This is a genomic window from Nocardia gamkensis NBRC 108242 (genome assembly GCF_001612985.1).
Lineage (GTDB): Bacteria > Actinomycetota > Actinomycetes > Mycobacteriales > Mycobacteriaceae > Nocardia > Nocardia gamkensis.
In genome coordinates this window covers 1-18,150 of record NZ_BDBM01000062.1, presented here as the reverse complement: position 1 = coordinate 18,150, position 18,150 = coordinate 1, and the positions used below count along the sequence as shown (strand labels likewise).

General features: G+C 70.6%; 9 protein-coding genes. 1 reads left to right on the top strand and 8 read right to left on the bottom strand.

Annotation, left to right across the window (positions count from 1 at the left end; genetic code table 11):
• Window positions 1–15 precede the first annotated feature (15 nt).
• Window positions 16–6,435, bottom strand: coding sequence for a type I polyketide synthase (locus NG1_RS31125; RefSeq protein ID WP_062976817.1), 6,420 nt, complete (start codon window positions 6,433–6,435; stop codon window positions 16–18).
• Window positions 6,436–6,697: 262 nt separating this feature from the next.
• Between NG1_RS31125 and NG1_RS31120 the strand changes: the two genes are divergently transcribed.
• A complete protein-coding gene (locus NG1_RS31120; RefSeq protein WP_084499331.1) occupies window positions 6,698–8,893 on the top strand; it encodes an MMPL family transporter in 2,196 nt (731 codons plus the stop codon).
• 146 nt (window positions 8,894–9,039) lie between these two features.
• On the opposite strand, the gene NG1_RS31115 is transcribed toward NG1_RS31120, so the two are convergent.
• The 7 genes from NG1_RS31115 to NG1_RS31085 all read right to left on the bottom strand — a co-directional run.
• Window positions 9,040–10,485 carry an MFS transporter gene (locus NG1_RS31115; RefSeq protein WP_245660134.1) on the bottom strand — a complete coding sequence of 482 codons (1,446 nt, stop codon included), beginning with the start codon at window positions 10,483–10,485 and terminating at the stop codon, window positions 9,040–9,042.
• Window positions 10,455–11,468 carry an alpha/beta hydrolase gene (locus tag NG1_RS31110; RefSeq protein ID WP_062976813.1) on the bottom strand — a complete coding sequence of 338 codons (1,014 nt, stop codon included), beginning with the start codon at window positions 11,466–11,468 and terminating at the stop codon, window positions 10,455–10,457. Before NG1_RS31110 ends, NG1_RS31115 begins: the two co-directional genes overlap by 31 nt.
• Before the next feature lie 160 nt (window positions 11,469–11,628).
• Entirely contained in the window at window positions 11,629–12,294 is a 666-nt protein-coding gene (locus NG1_RS31105; protein WP_062976868.1) for a 2OG-Fe(II) oxygenase, read from the bottom strand.
• Between the two features lie 122 nt (window positions 12,295–12,416).
• Entirely contained in the window at window positions 12,417–13,025 is a 609-nt protein-coding gene (locus tag NG1_RS31100; protein WP_051175156.1) for a methylated-DNA--[protein]-cysteine S-methyltransferase, read from the bottom strand.
• Complete coding sequence (locus NG1_RS31095; RefSeq protein ID WP_062976866.1) at window positions 13,025–13,498, bottom strand: RNA polymerase sigma factor; 474 nt, start codon at window positions 13,496–13,498, stop codon at window positions 13,025–13,027. The genes NG1_RS31100 and NG1_RS31095 overlap by 1 nt, the downstream gene beginning before the upstream one ends.
• A gap of 46 nt (window positions 13,499–13,544) precedes the next feature.
• Window positions 13,545–15,443, bottom strand: a complete 1,899-nt coding sequence (gene recD / locus NG1_RS31090; RefSeq protein ID WP_062976811.1) for an exodeoxyribonuclease V subunit alpha — start codon at window positions 15,441–15,443, stop codon at window positions 13,545–13,547.
• The coding region (locus tag NG1_RS31085) for a UvrD-helicase domain-containing protein (RefSeq protein ID WP_062976809.1) at window positions 15,440–18,150 on the bottom strand (2,711 nt) is incomplete at its 5' end. The genes recD and NG1_RS31085, both read right to left, overlap by 4 nt.

Here is an 18,150-nt window from a genome sequence, read left to right as displayed (position 1 = left end):
TTCGACGACGGTCGGTCACGGCCTGGCCTCGGCCCCCGCCAACGCAGGCACCGGTTCGCCTGCGGCGCCGTTGGACGGCGCCGGTCCCGCCACCGACGGAACGAGGTCGGCAACCGGCTGCGCCTGACCGGAATCCGCGGCAAGGATCAGCTCCGCCACCTTCGGGCCCGCCTGCTCCAGGCTGAACGATCGGCCCATCTGCAGCGACATCAGGTCGATGCCGAGGGTCTTGGTGACCCGCGCGCCGAGTTCCACCGCCATCAGCGAATCCAGCCCGAGTTCGGGCACCGGAACGGTCATGTCGATCGACTCGACCGGCACACCCATGACGACGGCGAGTTCCCCGGCCATCTTGCGGGCGACGAAGGCCCCGCGTTTGTTCTCCTCGATCGCGGCCACCTCGGCCCGCAACCGGGCCAGTTCGGAGGTGTCCTTGGCGGAGGACTGGGCGAGCGCGATCGTGCGGCCCGTCCGGGTCAGCTGCGGGAAGGTACCGGTCAGCTTGGCCCAGTCGGTCGGGATGATCGCCGCGCGAGCGTCGCCCAGGCGCAGCGTCTGCTCCAGATAGGCGGTCGCGTCGGCCATGTCGATCGGATCGAAGCCCACCAGATCGAGGTACTTGAGAGCCGTCTCGTCGGCGGCCATGCCGCCCGTCGCACCCGACAGGTGACCCCAGCCGACGCACAGCGCCCGCTCACCCTCCATGGACCATTCCTCGGCCAGCGACTCCACCGCCACATTCGCCGCGCAGTAGTTGTACTGGCCGTAGATGCCGTACATCGAACCGCCCGAGGAGCACAGCACGAACATGTCCAACCGGATCCCGGCATCGGCCACGGCTCGATGCAGCACCCGGGCGCCGTGCACCTTCGGGCGGTACACCTTGGCCAGCTCCTCGAATCGCATCGCCGCCAAACGGTTGTCGGCCACGGCTCCCGCGGCGTGGAAGACTCCGCGCAGCGGATGCTCGACGCTGTGGGCCCGCGCGACGATCGTGGCGACAGCCTCCGGGTCGGTCACGTCGGCACGCTCCTCGACCACGTCGACGCCGACGGTGCGCCACGCCTCGAGCTGCCTGCGTGCTTCCTCGGTGCTCGCCCCGCCGCGGCCGAGCAGGACCAGCCGCCGCGCCCCGCGCAGCACCAGCCAGCGCCCGATGGCCATCCCGAATCCACCGAACCCGCCGGTGACGAGATAGGTCGCGGTGCTGTCGATCTCGATTTCGGGCAGGTAGGGCCGCACCGCCGGAGTGGGTGAATCCATGCGCAACGCGATCCGGGCCAGGCCGGTCGAGCGAATGGTCTCCTCGAAGGCCTTGCCCACCTCGTCGGTTTCCAGCAGCTTGTACGGCAGCGGCTGGTAGGTGCCCGCGAGCACCTTCTCGTAGACCCGCTGCAGCAGCCGGGTCAGCCGCTGCGCGTCGACGGCGACCAAGCGGTCCAGATCCATCGAGAAGTACGCCACGTTCTTGTCGAAGTTGGCCATCTCGAGCAGTCCGCCGGTGTAGATGTCGGCCTTGCCGACCTCGACGATGCGCCCGAATTCCGCGACGGCGTTGAAGTTCTGGCGCAGGATTTCCCCCGGCGCGCTGCTGAGCACGACCTCGACGCCCTTGCCGCCGGTCAGCTCCATTACGTCGTCGACGAAGTTCAGCGAGCGCGAGTCGATCGCGTGATCGGCGCCGAGGGCGAGCACGTGGGCGCGGCGCTCGTCGGTGCTCGCGGTGCCGATGATGCGTGCCCCGCGGTCCTTGGCCACTTGGATCGCGGCCGTGCCGACACCGCCCGCGGCGCCGTGGATCAGCACCGTCTCGCCCGGCTCCAGCCGGGCCAGATCCCGCAGCGCGTACTCGGCCGTGCCGAAGGCGATGGTGCTGGTGCAGTATCCGGGATCGGCGTCGGGCGGCAGCGGAATGGTCAGCTGCCGGTCGACGACGACGTAGCGCTGCATCATGCCCTTGGCCGCGATCGCGACCAGCTCGCCCACGGCGAGATCGGTGATCCCGTCGCCGACGCGCACCACCTCGCCGACGCCTTCCATGCCGGGCACGGTGCCGAAATAGGTGGGCGCGAGTTCGCGCTCGCCGAGCAGGCCGATGACCTTGAGCGGATCTTTGTAGTTCAGACCGATGATCTTCATCCGGACCTCGACCTGGCCCGGCCCCGGTTCGCGCCGCGGGCACTGCCGCCAGGCCAACGCCGACAGCATCCGGGTCCGCGGCAGCTCCAGCGCGAAGTTGGCCTCCGGGTCGGTCAGCGGTTCGGCGGTGTCGAGGGTATCGAGGCGCTCCTGCAGCGGCTTGGTCACCAACGGAGCCCAGCGCTCGCCCGCGCGCAGGACGACCTCGTCGAGGTTGTCGTTCCAGAACGCGCCCGGTACGGCCAGTTCCCCGATCAGATCGGTGATCTCGGTGTCGGGTTCCACGTCGATCAGCCGCCAGCGCAGCGCCGACTGCTCGTTGAGCAGCACCCGGCGAGCGCCGGCCAGCGCGGCATGATTCGAATTCGGCGGGATCGGGCTGCCGGGCAGCGCGAACGCCCGTTCGGTCACCAGCGTGGCGTGACACCATCCCTCACCGAAGACGCTCTTGGGCCCCTCGTCGGCGATCTCGGGGTGGACGAACTCGTCGAGGGCCACCGCGATCCGCTCCAGGGTCCACAGATCGGCGACATCGTCCTCGACGGTCCCCGCGACCACGCAGACGTGCAGCCGGTCGGTGCCCTCCGCCTTGGCGGCCGCCAGCGTCGCGGCCAGGTCGGCGGCGAGTTCGCGGCCCGCGACGCCCGCCACGTAGAGCCGGGAGCCGGGGAGGGCGGCGGCCAGTTGCCCCGCACGACGGCAGTTGCCGCCCAGCGCGACGATCACGGTCGTCACCGAGTCCTTCGGCAGCGCATCGGGATCGAGCGGATCGCGTCGTTCCAGCGTCTCGGCGTAGTAGAAGTCGACCATCCGATGCAGCGGATCCTGGCCCGGCGCGAGCGCACCGATCTGCAAACCGCTCAATCGCATCACGAGGTTGTGTTCGTCGTCGAGCAGATCCACGTCGGCGCGCAACCTCGCCCGCGGATCGCGGCGCGCGACCACGGTGATCCGCTCGGGTAGCGGTGCGACCAGCCGCACCGCCGCGACACCGACCGGAACCAGCGTGCCTTCATCGATCCTGGCGTCCGCGAACAGCAGGGCCGCGGACTGCATCGCGGCGTCGACCACCGCGGGGTGGGCGAGGTGTCCGGAGTCCGCGGCGATGGTGCCGTCGACCGTCGCGACCACCGCGTCCGCGCCGACGCGCGCGGAGGTGACGCGCCGGAAGGCCGGACCATACTGCAGCCCCGCCGCGGCCAGGCCGGTGTAGAACATCTGCGGGTCGACGTCGAGACCGACGTCCAGGGTGGGAACCGTGACCTTCGTGGGCTTGTGACTGCCGGTCAGTGTCCGGCCGAAGGCGTGCACCGTCCAGGCCGTCCCCGTCGCCGAACGCGATCGGAGCAGGAAGCGGCCGCTGGCCTCCTCGACGGTCAGCGCCACCAGCGGCACGTCCGGCGCGCCCATGATGAGCGGGGCCACGAACCGGACCTGTTCCAGCGCCACGCGTTCGACACCGAGACGGGAGGCCGTGGCGCTCAGCGCGGCGTCCAGGTACGCCGCGCCCGGCATGATCTTGACGCCGTTGACGACGTGGTCGGCCAGCCATGGCAGCAGCTCGGTGCCGACCTGAAGCAGCCAGTCCGGCCTGCCCTCGACGTCGGGATCGCCGAGCATGGCGTAGGTGCCGGGGCTGCCCAGGCGCGCCTGCTCGAATAGCGGAAGCGCCGAATGCAGCCGGGTCCGCTGCCAGGGATAACGCGGCAGTGGCACGTGCGGTGTGGCGGGGTCCCGCGCGGGGAACAGCTCGTCGAGGTCGAGCACGCCCGCGGCGTAGAGACCGATGAGGGTGCGGCGCAGGCTCTCCGAATCCGGCTGCTTGCGATCCAGTGTCGGCACCGTCGTGCCGTTGACGTCCGCGCCCAGCAGAGTCTCGCGGATGTTGCCCGACAGCACCGGGTGCGGACCGACCTCCAGGAAGACCCGGCTGTCCGCGGCGATCAGCTCGGTGACTGCGTCGGCGAACCGGACGGGCTCGCGCACGTTCGCGCACCAGTACTCGGCGTTCCAGTCGGGGCCGGTCACCCGTTCGCCGGTGACCGAGGAGTACAGCGGCACGGTCGGCGCCTTCGGCTCCAGCCCGGCCAGCGCCGCGCGCAGCTCGTCGAGGATGGGGTCCATCAACCGGCTGTGGTACGGCACCTCGACGCGCAATCGGCGAGCGAAAATACCGTCCTCGGTGAGCTTTTCGGCGATCTCGTCCAAGCGGTCGATTTCGCCGGACAAGGTCAGTGAGCTCGCGCTGTTGATCGCGGCGATGTCCACCCGCGGGTCGTCGCCGACGAGTCCGCGGGCCTGCTCGGGCGACATTCCGACCGCGAGCATCCCACCCGAGCCCGCGGTGGTCGCCTGCAACCGGGCGCGGTGATAGGCCACCAGGACCGCGTCGCGCAGCGACAGCATGCCACTCACGTAGGCCGCCGACACCTCACCGACGCTGTGCCCCACCACGGCCGCGGGACGGATGCCGTACTCCGCCAGCTCCCGCACCAGCGCAACCTGCACGAGGAAGTTGGCCGGTTGCGCCACTTCGGTCCTGGCGACCCGGGACTCCTCCTCGGGTCGCAGCAGTTCCTCGATGATCGACCAGCCGGCGATCTCGCGGAACTCCGTGTCGATCGCCGCGGCGGTATCGGCGAAAACGCTCTCACCGCTCAGTAATTCGCGGGCCATCCCCCACCACTGCGGACCCATGCCGGAGAACACGAACACCGGCTCCGTGGTCCGCGCCGCGATCGTCCGCGCGGCGTCGCGCCCCTCTCCGGCGGCGAACAGGTGGAGATCCCGGACCAGGTCGGCGGTCTCACCGACGAGCATGCCCGTGCGGTACTGATGGTGCGCCATGCGGGTCCAGGCGGCCTCGGCCAGCCGGCCGGGATCGGCGCCCGCGGTGATCAGATCGGCGAACCGGCCTGCCAGCGCACGTGCCGCGCCGGTGCTGCGGGCCGAGATCGGCAGCACACCGAGATGCCGTGCGGGCGCGTTGGTCGCGCTGGGTTCCCGGCGGAACTCCTGCAGGATGGTGTGGGCGTTGGTGCCGCCGTAGCCGAAGCCGTTGACCGCGATCGTCATCGGCCCGGCGTCGTCGGGCAGCGCCTCCGCTTCCAGCTGGACGTGCAGTCCGAGCTCGTCGAACGGGATGTCGGGATTGGGTTTGTCGAGCCAGCCCTGCGGCGGGATGGTGCGATGGTGGATGGCCAGCGCCGCTTTGATCACGCTCGCGACGCCGGCCGCGGCCTCGGTGTGACCGAGTGTCGACTTCACCGAGCCGACGCCCAGCGAGCGCGTGCGCCCGGCGGGCGCGCCGAACACCCGCCCGAGCGCGCGCAACTCGACCGGATCGCCCACCAATGTGCCGGTGCCGTGCGCCTCGACGTAGGTGATCTCGTTCGGCGCCAGTCCCGCGCGCACGCACACCGCACGGGCCAGGTTTTCCTGGGATTCGGCGTTGGGCACGGTGATCGCCGTGGTGCGGCCGTCCTGATTGGAGCCGGTCGCCTTGACCACCGCGTAGATCCGGTCGCCGTCGCGGACCGCGTCGTCGAGTTTCTTCAGCGCCACCATGCCCGCGCCCTCGCCGCGTCCGTAGCCGTCGGCGGAGGCGTCGAAGGATTTGCAGCGGCCGTCCGCGGCCAGGAAGCCGCCCTTGCACATCAGGACGAAGGTCTCCGGCTGCAGCATGACGTTCACGCCACCCGCGAGCGCCACCTCGCAGTCGCCGTTCTCCAGCGCCTGGCAGGCGAGATGAAAGGCGACCAGTGACGACGAGCACGCGGTGTCGACCGTGAGCGCGGGACCGATCAGATTGAGAGCGTAGGCGATCCGGTTGGACAGCATCGTGTAGGACGCACTGGCCGGGGTGTGCATGTCGGTGTGGAACAGGGCGGGGCCGACCACGCCGATCACCGACTGGTCCACCACGAACCCGCCGACGTAGACGCCGATCGATCGGCCCGCCGCGTGCCGCGCGATCCCGGCGTCGTCGAGCGCCTCCCAGGTCACCTCGAGCATCAGCCGCTGCTGCGGATCCAGCACGGTCGCCTCACGGGCGGAGATGCCGAAGAAGTCCGGGTCGAACTCCCACGGGTCGATCGTCATGAATGCCGCGCGCTTGGTGTAACTGCGTCCCGGCGTACGTGGCTCCGGGTCGTAGTAGCGGCGGTAATCCCAGCGATCGGCCGGCATCTCGACCACACCGTCGCGTTTGTCCAGGACGAATTCCCAAAAGGTGTCGGGCGAGTCGATTCCGCCTGCAAACCTGCAGCCGATGCCGACGATTGCGATATCCGACATGCATATCCTCCGGGTCGGATCAGGTTGACCGCCATTTTCTTCGGCGATTCACGAATTAGCGTGTGCGCAGCTGGCGACGGCCTCAGCGTAACGGCCGCCACACCCGCCGTCGCGGACTCAGGGACAGTTCACAATTCATCCGCCGACCCATTTGTGGCATCTCGAAACTATGGCTTCCGCGCTGGCGAAAAACATTGATATTGCTAGGTTTTCACCGTTCGAACCCGCGTCGAAATGCGATGTCATCGAATAGGAGGCGGCATTGTTCGCCGAGTTCACGCGCTGGACCGATACGCTCGTCCGGCGGCGATTCACGGTCATCGGGGTCATGGTCGCCGGACTGCTCGCCCTGGGTGTGTACGGCCTCGGCCTCGGCGATCACCTCAGCGTCAGCGGGTGGGACGATCCGACCTCGGAATCGGCGCGCGCGGCTCGGCTCAAAGACGAGGCATTCGGCCACGACCACATCGCCGACGTGCTCTTGCTGTTCCACGCCCCGGCGGGCAAGACGATCGATGATCCCGCTTTCGCCGCGACGGTCGTCGGCCACTTGAACAGCCTGCCGCAACGCTTTCCGGACCAGATCACGAAGATCAACGCCAGTTACTGGCCCACCGACACCGGACTCGACCTACCGGATGTCTTCGGCTCCCCCGACCGCGACTACGCCTTCGCCTCCGTCGCCATTCGCGGCGGCAACGACACGCTGGTGATGCGCAACTATCGGACGGTCGCCGACGAGTTCCCGATACCGGGCATCGACATGGAGGTCGCCGGCGGCCAGCCGGTCGCTGCCGCCCTCAACGACACCATGGCCCACGATCAGCGGCGGATGGAGCTGTTCGCCGTTCCCGCCGTGGCGGTGCTGTTGTTCTTCCTGTTCGGCGGCGTCGTGGCGGCCGCGCTCCCGCTCGTCGTCGGTGGGCTGACGGTGCTGGGGGCGTGGGGGATAATTCGCGCCCTGACCACGGTGACCGAGGTGAACTCCTTCGTCTCTCCGGTGGTCTCGATGATCGGTCTCGGCCTGGCCATCGACTACGGCCTGTTCATCGTGAGCCGGTTCCGCGAGGAGTTGGCCGACGGTCACGAGGTGCCCGAGGCGGTACGGCGCACGGTCGCGACCGCCGGACGAACCGTCGTGTTCTCCGCGATCATCGTGGTCGTCGCGGCGGGCGCCATTCTGCTGTTCCCGCAGGGCTTCCTGCGTTCGTTCGCCTTCGGCGCGATGGTGACGGTCACCCTGGCGGCGCTGATCTCGATCACGGTGCTGCCCGCCATGCTGGCCGTGCTCGGCAGGCGCGTGGATCGGCTGGGCTTCAACCGCTTCCACGCGCGCCGGGCGAGCGACCGCGAGCGGGACAATCCGTGGGGCCGTGTCGCCGGGTGGGTCATGCGCAGGCCGCTGGCGGTGGCGGTTCCGCTGGTGGCCGTCCTGGTGGTACTCATCGCCCCGGTGCGCGACGTGGCCTTCGGCGGCATCTCCGAGCGCTTCCTGCCGCCGCAGCATCCGGCTCGCACGGCGCAGCAGCACTTCGATCAGGTCTTCCCGCTGCGTCAGATGAACCCGGTCGACCTGGTGCTGATCACCCACGACACCACCGACGTCGACGGGGTGGTGGCCCAGGCGGGCCGGGCCCCTGGCCTCATCGCGCCGTTCCCGCGCGCGGTGCAGGGACCGGGGCATCCGAACGTCTTCACCACCTCGACGGTGCTGCGTGACGCGCACGACGCGAACGCGACCATCGACTATCTGCGCTCCATGCCGTTGCCGAAGGGCACGACGGTGCTGATCGGCGGGCAGCCCGCGAAGCAGCGCGACAGCGTCGACGCGCTGCTGCGCCGGATGCCGCTGATGATCGCGCTCGTCTTCCTGGTCACCACCGTGCTGATGGTGCTGGCCTTCGGCTCGGTGGTGCTGCCGCTCAAAGCCGCGATGCTGAATCTGCTCGGGCTCGGCTCCACGCTCGGCGTACTCACCTGGATCTTCGTCGAGGGCCACGGCGCGGGTCTGCTCGACTTCACCCCGCAGCCGATCATGGCGCTGGTGCTGGTGCTGATCGTCGCCGTGATCTACGGCTTGTCGACCGACTACGAGGTCTTCCTGCTCGCCCGCATCGTGGAAGCGCGGGCGGCGGGCGCGACCACCACGGAGGCGGTACGCGCCGGCATCGCCCGCACGGGCTGGATCATCACCGCCGCCGCCCTGATCCTGCTGGTGGTGACCGGAGCCTTCGCGCTGTCGGATCTGGTCATGATGCAATACATCGCCTTCGGCATGGTCGCGGCGCTGTTCATCGACGCGACGATCCTGCGCATGCTGCTGGTGCCCGCGATCATGCGCCTGCTCGGCGATGCCTGCTGGTGGGCTCCGTCCTGGCTGCGACGGGGCGTGCGGCACAACACTTCCGAGGCCGAGGAAGCCCGCGCCGAAGCCGTCCAGAGCTCCGAACGCCCCTAGTGCCCCGCGCGGGAGGGGTGTCCCTCCGCGAGCGCGGCGCGGAGAACAAATCGTCGCCTGGTGGGCACCCGTGATCACGACGAGTCGCCGTCGCGCCGGATGGTCTCAGCGATCAGTGCCGGAAAGCGTGCTGCTCGGGGAAGCGCTCAGTTCGCGGTCGACCAGCTCCACGGACTCGCGGCCGCCCGCGCGCGGTCCGGCAGCGCCAGCGTGAGCGCGGCGAGGCCGAGGGCCGCGGCGGCGATGGCGGAGAGCATGATCATGCTGCCCGACAGCGTGTGCGCGCGGAAGAACAGCGCGCTGAGCACCGCCAGTCCGACCGAATTACCGATCTGTTCGATGGTGGGAAGCAAACCCGACGCCTCACCCATGGCCCGATCGTCCAGATCCGCCAGCATCAGCGGCTGTAGCGGCACCCCGAACACCCCGACCCCGAGGCCTGCGAGGAATACCGGTCCGATCACCAGCGGCAAGTTCACCACCCCTGATTCCACGTACAGGTATCCCACCCCCACCAGGACGCACCCGCCGAAGACGGCGATTCCGGCGGCGAGCGCCCGGATCCCCCAGCGGCCCACCAATATCGGCGACAGCACCGCGCCCGCGCCCGCGCCGAGGGCGAACGGTGTCATCGCCACACCGGTTCGCAGCGCGGAGAACCGCAGCACGTCCTGCAGCAGGATCGAGACGGTGAACACGAACGCGGTGAACAGGCCGAAGAAGATCATCACCAGCGCCGATCCGACCGCGAAGCCCCGGTCGGAGAAGAGGTCCAGCCGCACCAGCGCGCGGCCGCCGCGGCGGCGCGTCGCGCGCTCGTGGGCCACGAACACCGCGCCGAGCACCACCGCGCCCGCGACGTACATCCCGTGCGACGGACGCCAGCCCGCCTGTTGACTGTCCGACAGCGCGAACAGCAGCAGGAACAGCGCCGCGGTGGCCACCACGGTCCCGCGCAGATCCAGCGGGTCCCGGTCCGTCGCCGGACCCAACCGCAGGTACCCCGCGGCCAGCGCCATCGCCAGCACGCCCAGCGGCAGATTCATCAGGAAGATCGCGTGCCAGCCGAGCCCGAACGGATCCAGGGTGATCAGCGCGCCGCCCAGGATCGGGCCGAGCATGCCGGCGAAACCGGCTGTCGCGCCGTACACCGCGAAGGCGTACTGATGGTGCTCGCGCCGGAAGCTCGCGGTGATGATGGCGATGGTCTGCGCCGCCATTCCCGCCCCCGCCACACCCTGGACGATCCGGGCGATCACCAGTTCCGTCGCGCTGGAGGACATCCCGCACCACACCGAGGCCGCCGTGAAGGCCGCCGCCGACCACAGGAACATCCGGCGGCGCCCGGCGATCGCGCCGACGCGCGCGGCGGTGAGCAGCACGCAGGCGAAGGCCAGCGAGTAACCGGCCACCACCCACAGCTGTTCGGACCGCGTCGCCCGCAGCTCCGCGGTGACGACCGGAAGGGCGGTGTTGACGATCGTCACATCGATCATCTGCATGAAGACCGAGATCAGGCACGCCCCGAACGAGCCGAGCGCCACCGCTGCCTCTTTGCGGGTCATCGGATCGCCGCTTCGATCGTCGGCCACGAATTGTGCAGGTCCTGTTGCCAGTAACCCCAGGAGTGCGTGCCGTTGGGCCGGAAATCGAAGGTCGCCGCGACACCCAGTTGGCGCAGCCGGTCCTGCAACTGATGCGTGCACAGATTCGCCACCGCCTCCAGCGGTGCCCCGAACACCAGCTGATAGAGCAGGTGCGAGATGTCGCCGTGCACACCGTCGAGAGTGTCCATCGACCCGGGTTGCCCGGTTCCCGTGGAGACGTAGATGGCGAGGCCGCGCAGCCGGTCCGCGTGCAGGTACGGATCATTCGCGCGCCACGCGGGATCGCTCGGCGGCCCCCACATGTTGACGACGTTGCCGCGCTGCTGGGTGACCACCGCTTGGACCATCGCCTGGCCCGCGGGATCGCTGGTGCGCACGCAGCCGCTGTAGGAACCGATCGCGCGGTACAGACCCGGTGCGGCCATGGCCAATTGGAACACCGAGGTCCCGCCCATCGAGATGCCTGCGATGGCGTTCGCTCCGGAGCCGTTGAACGTGGCGTCGACGAGCGGCGGCAGCTCCTTGGTCAGGAAGGTGGACCAGCGCTGCCTGCCCAGCACCGGGTCGTCGCTGCGCCAGTCGGTGAAGTAGCTGCCCGCGCCGCCGAAGGGGATGACGACGTTCACCTGCTTGTCGCGAAAGAAATCGACGAGATCGGTGCCCTCGAGCCAATTCTTGTCCGCGCCGCCGTCGGCGCCGTTGAGGAGATAGAACGTCGGCGCGGGCTCATCCGGATCGGCCGCGCGCAGCAGACGAATCCGCGTGGTGCTGTTCATCGCGGCCGAATACACCTCGAGTTCCGATTGCCGGTCGGATTCGAAACGCGTTTCCACTATTCGCGAGGCGTCTGCCGCCACCACGCTCTGCGGCGGGTCGGCGCGGACCGGCCGCGCGCCCGCGATCAACGCACCGGCCAAAGTGAGGACCGCGGCGAGTGCCGCGCCTGTTCGCTGCAAATATTCGGGCATGTCGGACTCCTGGCCCCGAGTAGGAGGGCTCGAATTCGCAGTCAACAACATCGCCCGGCCGGGCCGCCAGATGTTCGAGCGATCCTGTGTCGCCTACCAATTCCGCTCGGCGGCCATTTCCGAATATTCCCAAATTCGGGCGTGCGGCCATCGCCGGCGGCTACTGCGCGTCGTGCAGCACGAGGCCCAATGTGTGCCGCAGGCCGCCGCGCACACGGCTGACGCCGTGGCGCATCGGGGCGCGGGACCACCCTCGGCTGGATCGCGTCGGCCGATCACGAGTGGTGAAGATCAGCGCGTGCCCCTGTTCCAGCACGGAGACGGTCGCTTTCGACTGGGCGCGCGGCCGCTGTTCCACGAGCACGAATTCCCCACCGCTGTAGTCGATCCCGGGCCGGTCCAAGCCGATGACGACCTGCAGCGGGAAGACCAGTTCGCCGTAGAGATCCCGGTGCAGGGCGTTCCAGTCACCGCGGCGGTAGCGCAACAGGATCGGGGTCGGCTTCGTCTGGCCCGCGGCGTGGCAGGTGTCGAGCCAGTCCGCGAAGTCGTCCGGCCACGGAGCCGGGTCGCCGAACCGCTCGGCCCAGGATCGCGCCGACGGCAGCAGTCCTCGGTAGAAGGCCGCTCGCAAAGCCATGATCGGCTCGGGCACCGGATTCGCGAAGTACCGGTAGGTGCCTTCGCCGAATCGGTAGCGTGCCATGTCGACGGTGGAGCGGAAGCGGGCGAGGTCGTCCCACATGGCGGTGAACTCGGCGCACTCGGCCGGGGTGAGGATCGGTCCGGTCGCCGCGCAGCCGTGGGCGTCGATTTCCTCGAGCAGCGCCCGCCACGGCTGGGCCTCGACGCGCTCGGCCGGGGAAGTGCCGGATTCCGTGAGTTCTGCGGGCGGTGTCGGGTCCGCGGGATGATGACCGTCCCGGTTCACGCCGCTGCTGCGCGCGCTCACGCCGCCTCCATGCTCAACAGCGCGTGCTTGGCGGTGATGCCGCCGACGTACTGCCCGATGGACCCGTCGCCGCGCACCACCCGGTGGCACGGGATCACCACCGGCAGCGGATTGCGGGCGCAGGCGGAGCCGACCGCGCGCACCGCACGCGGGTTGCCGACCGCGGCGGCCACCGCGCCGTAGCTCGCGCGCTGTCCGTAGCCGATGGCGGGCAGATGCTCGATCACCTGACGGCGGAATCCCGCGGCCAGCCGCAGATCCAGCGGCAGGTCGAAATGCGTTCGGCTGCCCGCGAAGTACTCCTCGATCTGCCGCGCCGCCGCGTCCAGCCGGGCGGGCGCCGCGAGAATACGGGGGCTGATCCGGGCGGCCAGCGTGGCGAGCACCGTGTCGTGGTCTTCGGTGGGGTAGGCGACGCGAACGAGTCCGGCGGGCGTCGCGGCCAGCAGCAACGTCCCGACGGGGGTGTCCAGCAGGCGGTAGGCGACATCGAGCAGGCCCGCCGCTTCGGCGTCGGCGGTCAGTCGCGCGTGCAGGGTGGCGAGCAGGTCGGCGTCGGGGGTCAGGGCGCGCGACAACCCGTCGCCGCGGTCGAGGGTGGCCATCATGCTTCATCCTTCGGGTAGAGCTTGCGCAGGGTCTTCAGGCCGTCCGCGGCGGCGCGGCGGGCGGCGTCGGGCGAGTTGCCGAGCAGTTCGGCGATCTCCGCGTGCGGAAGCCCGGCCAGGTAGTGGTAGGCGACCGCCTGGCGCTGCTTGGTGGGTAGCGCGCGCAGGGCGGCCCAGAGGTCGGGGTCGTAGTCGGCGGGTCCCGGGGCGGTGGCGGGACGTTCCGGCAACGACTCGGCCGGGACGGGCGCGCGGGTGAGCGCTCGCCCGACGTCGATCGCGCGGCGATGCGCGATGGTCACCAGCCATGCCTCGATGTTCGTCTCCGAGGGGAGACCGGGAAACGCGCGCAGCGCCGAGAGAAACGTTTCCGACCAGGCGTCGGCCGCGTCGGACGGGCCGAGCACCGCCCGGCAGACGCGCAACACCATGGGGCCGTATTCGGCCACTATTTCCTCGAACGGGGGCAGGCTCACACCGGGTAGACGCCGCGGGCGCCGGGAACGTGAGATTCCGTCATCGGGGCCCGGATTCCCCTTCCCGGCGCGACAGCCCGCTGGCGCGCAGCACCCGCCGCGCGATACCCGCGCGGATGGACTCGTCGGTGCCGATGATCCGGACGTGCCGTCGCGCCCTGGTGATCGCGGTGTACAGCAATTCCCGGGTCAGCAGGGTCGATTCGGGCTCCGGCAGGACGACGGACACGGTGTCGTACTGGCTGCCCTGACTGCGGTGGATCGTCATGGCGAACACCGTGACCACCGCGGGGAACTGCGTGGGATGCACCAGATACGGTTCGCTGCCGCGTTGCAGCGCCGCACGCAGCGAACCGTCGGGCATGCGCACGACCACGCCGGTGTCGCCGTTGTAGATCCGCGCCTCGTGGTCGTTCGCGGTGACCAGCAGCGGTTGTCCGGGGTACCACGGCGCCTGGTGGGCATCGGGGCCCACTCCCCCGGCGGCGGCCCACTCCGCGGCCATCCGGTCCCAGCGCTCGACGCCGAACGGCCCCTGCCGGTGCGCGCACAGCACGCGATGCGATTCGAGCGCGCTCAACGCGCCCGCCGCGTCGCCGTCGAGCGCGGCGGCGGTGACCGCGCCCGCGGCGCGCACCACGTCGGCGCGCACCGCGGTCGGTTCGTCGGGCGCGCCGAGCGACAATTCGTCGCCGCCCGCCCGCAACAACTCGAGCGCGGTGTCCGCGTCCCCCGCCCGCACCGCCACCGCCAGGTCGGCGATCCGGCCGCCGAATCTGCGGCCCCTGGTCAGCCGGACGATGCCGCCGCGCAGGCGGGTGCGCTCCAGCGTGGTCAACGCCTCGGCGTGATCGGCGGTCGTCTCCGGTCCGAGGATCTCGTCGAGGACGGGGTTCGGGGTGGCGGCGACCGGTCCGGCGACCAGGTCGGCCAGTACCGCGCCGGCGTCGACCGAGGCGAGCTGGTCCGGATCGCCCACCAGAATGAGGCGGGTGTCCGGGCGCAGCGCGGCGAGCAACCTGCTCATCATGGTCAAGGAGACCATCGAGGTCTCGTCGACCACGATCACGTCGTAGGGCAGCCGGTTGAACTCGTGGTGCTTGAACCGGGTGCTGCGTCCCCGCTGCCAGCCGAGCAGCCGGTGCAGGGTGGCGGCGGTGAGTTCGGGCAGTCCGAGCGAGACGGCTTGCTCGCGCACGGCGTCCTGGAGGCGCGCGGCCGCTTTGCCGGTCGGGGCGGCCAGCGCGATGCGCAGGGCGGGCAGCTTCGGTTCGGCGGCACGGTGCGCGGAGAGCAAGGCGATGATCCGCGCGATGGTGTGGGTCTTGCCGGTGCCCGGCCCGCCGGCCACAACAGTGGTCCAGTGCGTCGCGGCGAGCGCGGCGGCCAGCCGCTGGCGGTCCGGCGCGATACCGGCCTGCGCGTCGAACAACCGGTCCAGCTCGCGTCGCACAATGTGCGGATCGACCACCGGATGGTGCGCGGAGCGCTCGGTGAGCACCCGCCGGATCGTCTGCTCCTGCCGGTAGTACCGGTCCAGGTAGAGCAGCGGGCCGGAATCGCCCGCCCCCTGGGATTCGACCAGCCGCAGCGGACGCAACGGGCCCGCGGGCCCGCCGAGCACCAGCGGGCTCACCCGCAGCGCGTCGACCACCGCCGGGATGTCCGGCCACGGCAGCGTCGCCGGATCGACGCCCGCGTCCCAGGTCTCGTCCGCGTCGACGCCGATCTCCCGCATCCGGTGCAATTCCAGGCACACCGAGCCGGAACGCACCGCGCGCACGGCCAGCGCGGCGGCGAGCAGCACCGGCTCCGACGATTCCCGGCCGAGCCTGCCCAACCGCAGCGCCACGTGCACGTCGGCCGCCGACAGCACGCCCGCCTCGTTGAACGTGCGCAGCAGCCCGGTTCCCCGCTGCGCCACCTGGATCGAGGTCACTGCGCCGCCTCCCCGGCCAGCAGCGCCGACAGCGCGACGACGAGAGCGGCGGGCGGGTGCCAGTCGAAGACACCGCACCCGGCGGGGGTCTCCGGTCCGATCATGCCGCGCACGAACAGGTACCGAACCCCGCCGAGGTGCCGGGCGGGATCATAGCCGGGCAACCGCCAGCGCAGATACCGGTGCAACGCCACCGAATACAGCAGCGCTTGCAGCGGATAGTGGGAACGCAGCATCTCGGCGGCCATGCGGTCGCGGGTGTAGTGCGCGACGGTGAGATCGCCGGTGCCCAGCCGGTTGGTCTTGTAGTCGACGACCACGAATCGCGGCTCCGCGCCGCTCGCCACGCGCAGCACGGCGTCGATGCTGCCGGTCAGGTAGCCGCGCAGCGGGATGTCCTCCAGCGCCGCCGCCAGGTCGGCGTACGGGAGCATGTCGTCGTCCGCCGGGAGATGCTCACGCAGCAAGCCCGCGATATGCCGCAGCGTCGCCGAGCCCGCACCGACGCGATCCCCGCCCGCCAGCGGCAATTCGAACTCGAGTTCGCTGAGGCGGTCGCGGGGGGCGATGTCGGCCAGGCAGCCGCCCTCGAGTGGGGTGCGCAGCACCGCCAGCAGTGCGGTGGCCAGCACATCCGGATCCATTTCGGCCATCAGCTCGCCCACCGCCTCGCGGCACCGGTCGCGCACCTCGGCCGCCAGATCCGGGCAGCCGGTGTCGATCCGCTCCAGAACGCCGTGCACCAACGTGCCGAACTCCGCGCCGTAAGGCAGCGCGTTCATCAGCGACGCCGCACCCGCCGGTTCCGGCTCCGCGCCGAGCGGGGAGGTGCCCGCGGGCTCGTCGCCCGGCCCGCGCGGATCCTCCGGTTCACTGTCGGGTTCCACCGCCGCGGGCCCGTGCGCGGACGCGGTCAACGCCGAGTACGAGGTGCGCCGCCACTGCTGGTCCAGCACCCGGTCGAAGCGCGCGGCGGCCAATGCGCCCTGCCCGGGTGCGGTGCGCGCCCGCCGGATCTCGACGTCGCCGGTCCCGGCGACCGCCGTCACCGAGATCGCCGCACCCGCGGTCTGCGCCCACGCCGAAAGAGACTGCGCGACAACGGCATCCGCGGGCACCGCGGCGCGGTTGGCCACGACGGCGTCCCGATCGGCGCGCCCGAAGACCATCCGGTGCAGCGGCGACGCCGCGGTGGAGATCGCGGGCGCCCACCACGCGACGATCTGGCACATGGCCCGCGTCAGCGCGACGTACAGCAGCCGCAGTTCCTCTCCGGCCTCCTCGCCCTCGCTGCGCGCCTTGCGTTCGGCGTATCCCGGGGCATCCGGACCGCCGACGTCCAGCACGCGGGTGCCGTCGTCGGCGTGGAACAGCAACGTCGCCGGATAGGGATTCTTGGCGCTGTCCCAGGCGAACGGCAGGTAGACGACGGGGAATTCGAGCCCCTTGCTCGCGTGCACGGTGGCGATCTGGACGGCGGCGGCGTCCCGGTCGAGCCTGCGGCTGCGGTCGGCGACGGCGCCGGAGGCGGGATCGCGCACCCGGTCGGCCAGCCACCGCGTCAGCGCGGTCAGCCCGAGGCCATCGGTGAGCGCGACCTGATCGAGCAGTTGCGCGATATGCCGCAGGTCGGTGAGCTGCCGCTCCCCGTTCTCGACGGCCAGCAGCCGCTGCGCGAGGCCCGCTTCGGTGGAGATCTTCTCGAACACGGCCGCGAATCCCGCGCGGGTGAACAATCGCGCCGCCTCGCGCAACTGGGCGCTGACCCGGCCGACCAGATCCGCTCCGCCGCTATCGATCTCGGCCGCTGTCACGCCGAACAGCGGCGTGCACGCGGCCAGCCGCACGCGGTCGCCGCGATGCGGCTGTTCCAGCGCCCGCAGCACCCACAGCCAGTCGGTGGCGCTGCTGGTGGCGAACACGCTGATGCCACCTGCCAGCACGGAGGCGACGCCCGCGCGGTCCAGCGCTGCGCGCACCACGTCGATCTGCGAGCGGGTGCGCACCAGCACCGCGATGTCGCCGGGTCCGATCGGCCTGCGCGCCGTCTCCCCGGCAGCGGCCGACTCTTCGCCGGGAGAGGCGATTTCCGCTTTGGCATCCAGGAATACGCCGGATTCGAGCAGGCGGACGATATCCGCGGCGAGATCGGCGGCGACCTCGGCGCGCATCCGCCCGACGGCCGGGAAGCCGGATTTGTTCAGCGGTCCCGCGCCGGTGCGCGGCAGGCACCGCACGCGCATCGGCGTGGTGAGTTCGCCGGGTCCGGACAGCCGCGACCATCCCCTGGTCGGGGCGACCGGATACACGCGGATCTCCTCGTGCCCCAGCGCCGCACCGCCGTGCAGATGGTCCAGGGCGGCGAGCAGTCCCGCGTCGCTGCGCCAGTTCGTGGTGAGCTCACGACGGGTGCCGGCGTGCGCCACCGCGTCCAGGTAGCTGAGCACCTCCGCGCCGCGGAAGGCGTAGATCGCCTGCTTGGGATCGCCGACCAGCACCAGGGTGGCGTGCCCGTGGAACGACCTGCGCAGAATGTCCCATTGCAGTGGGTCGGTGTCCTGGAACTCGTCGACCAGGGCGACCCGGTAGCGCGCGCGGATACGGCGGCACGCGCGCGGGCCGTGCTCCGGATCGGCGAGCACCTCGTGCAGCAGCACCAGCAGGTCGTCGAAGTCGCGCAGCCCGGCCAGTCGCTTGCGGCGCTCGG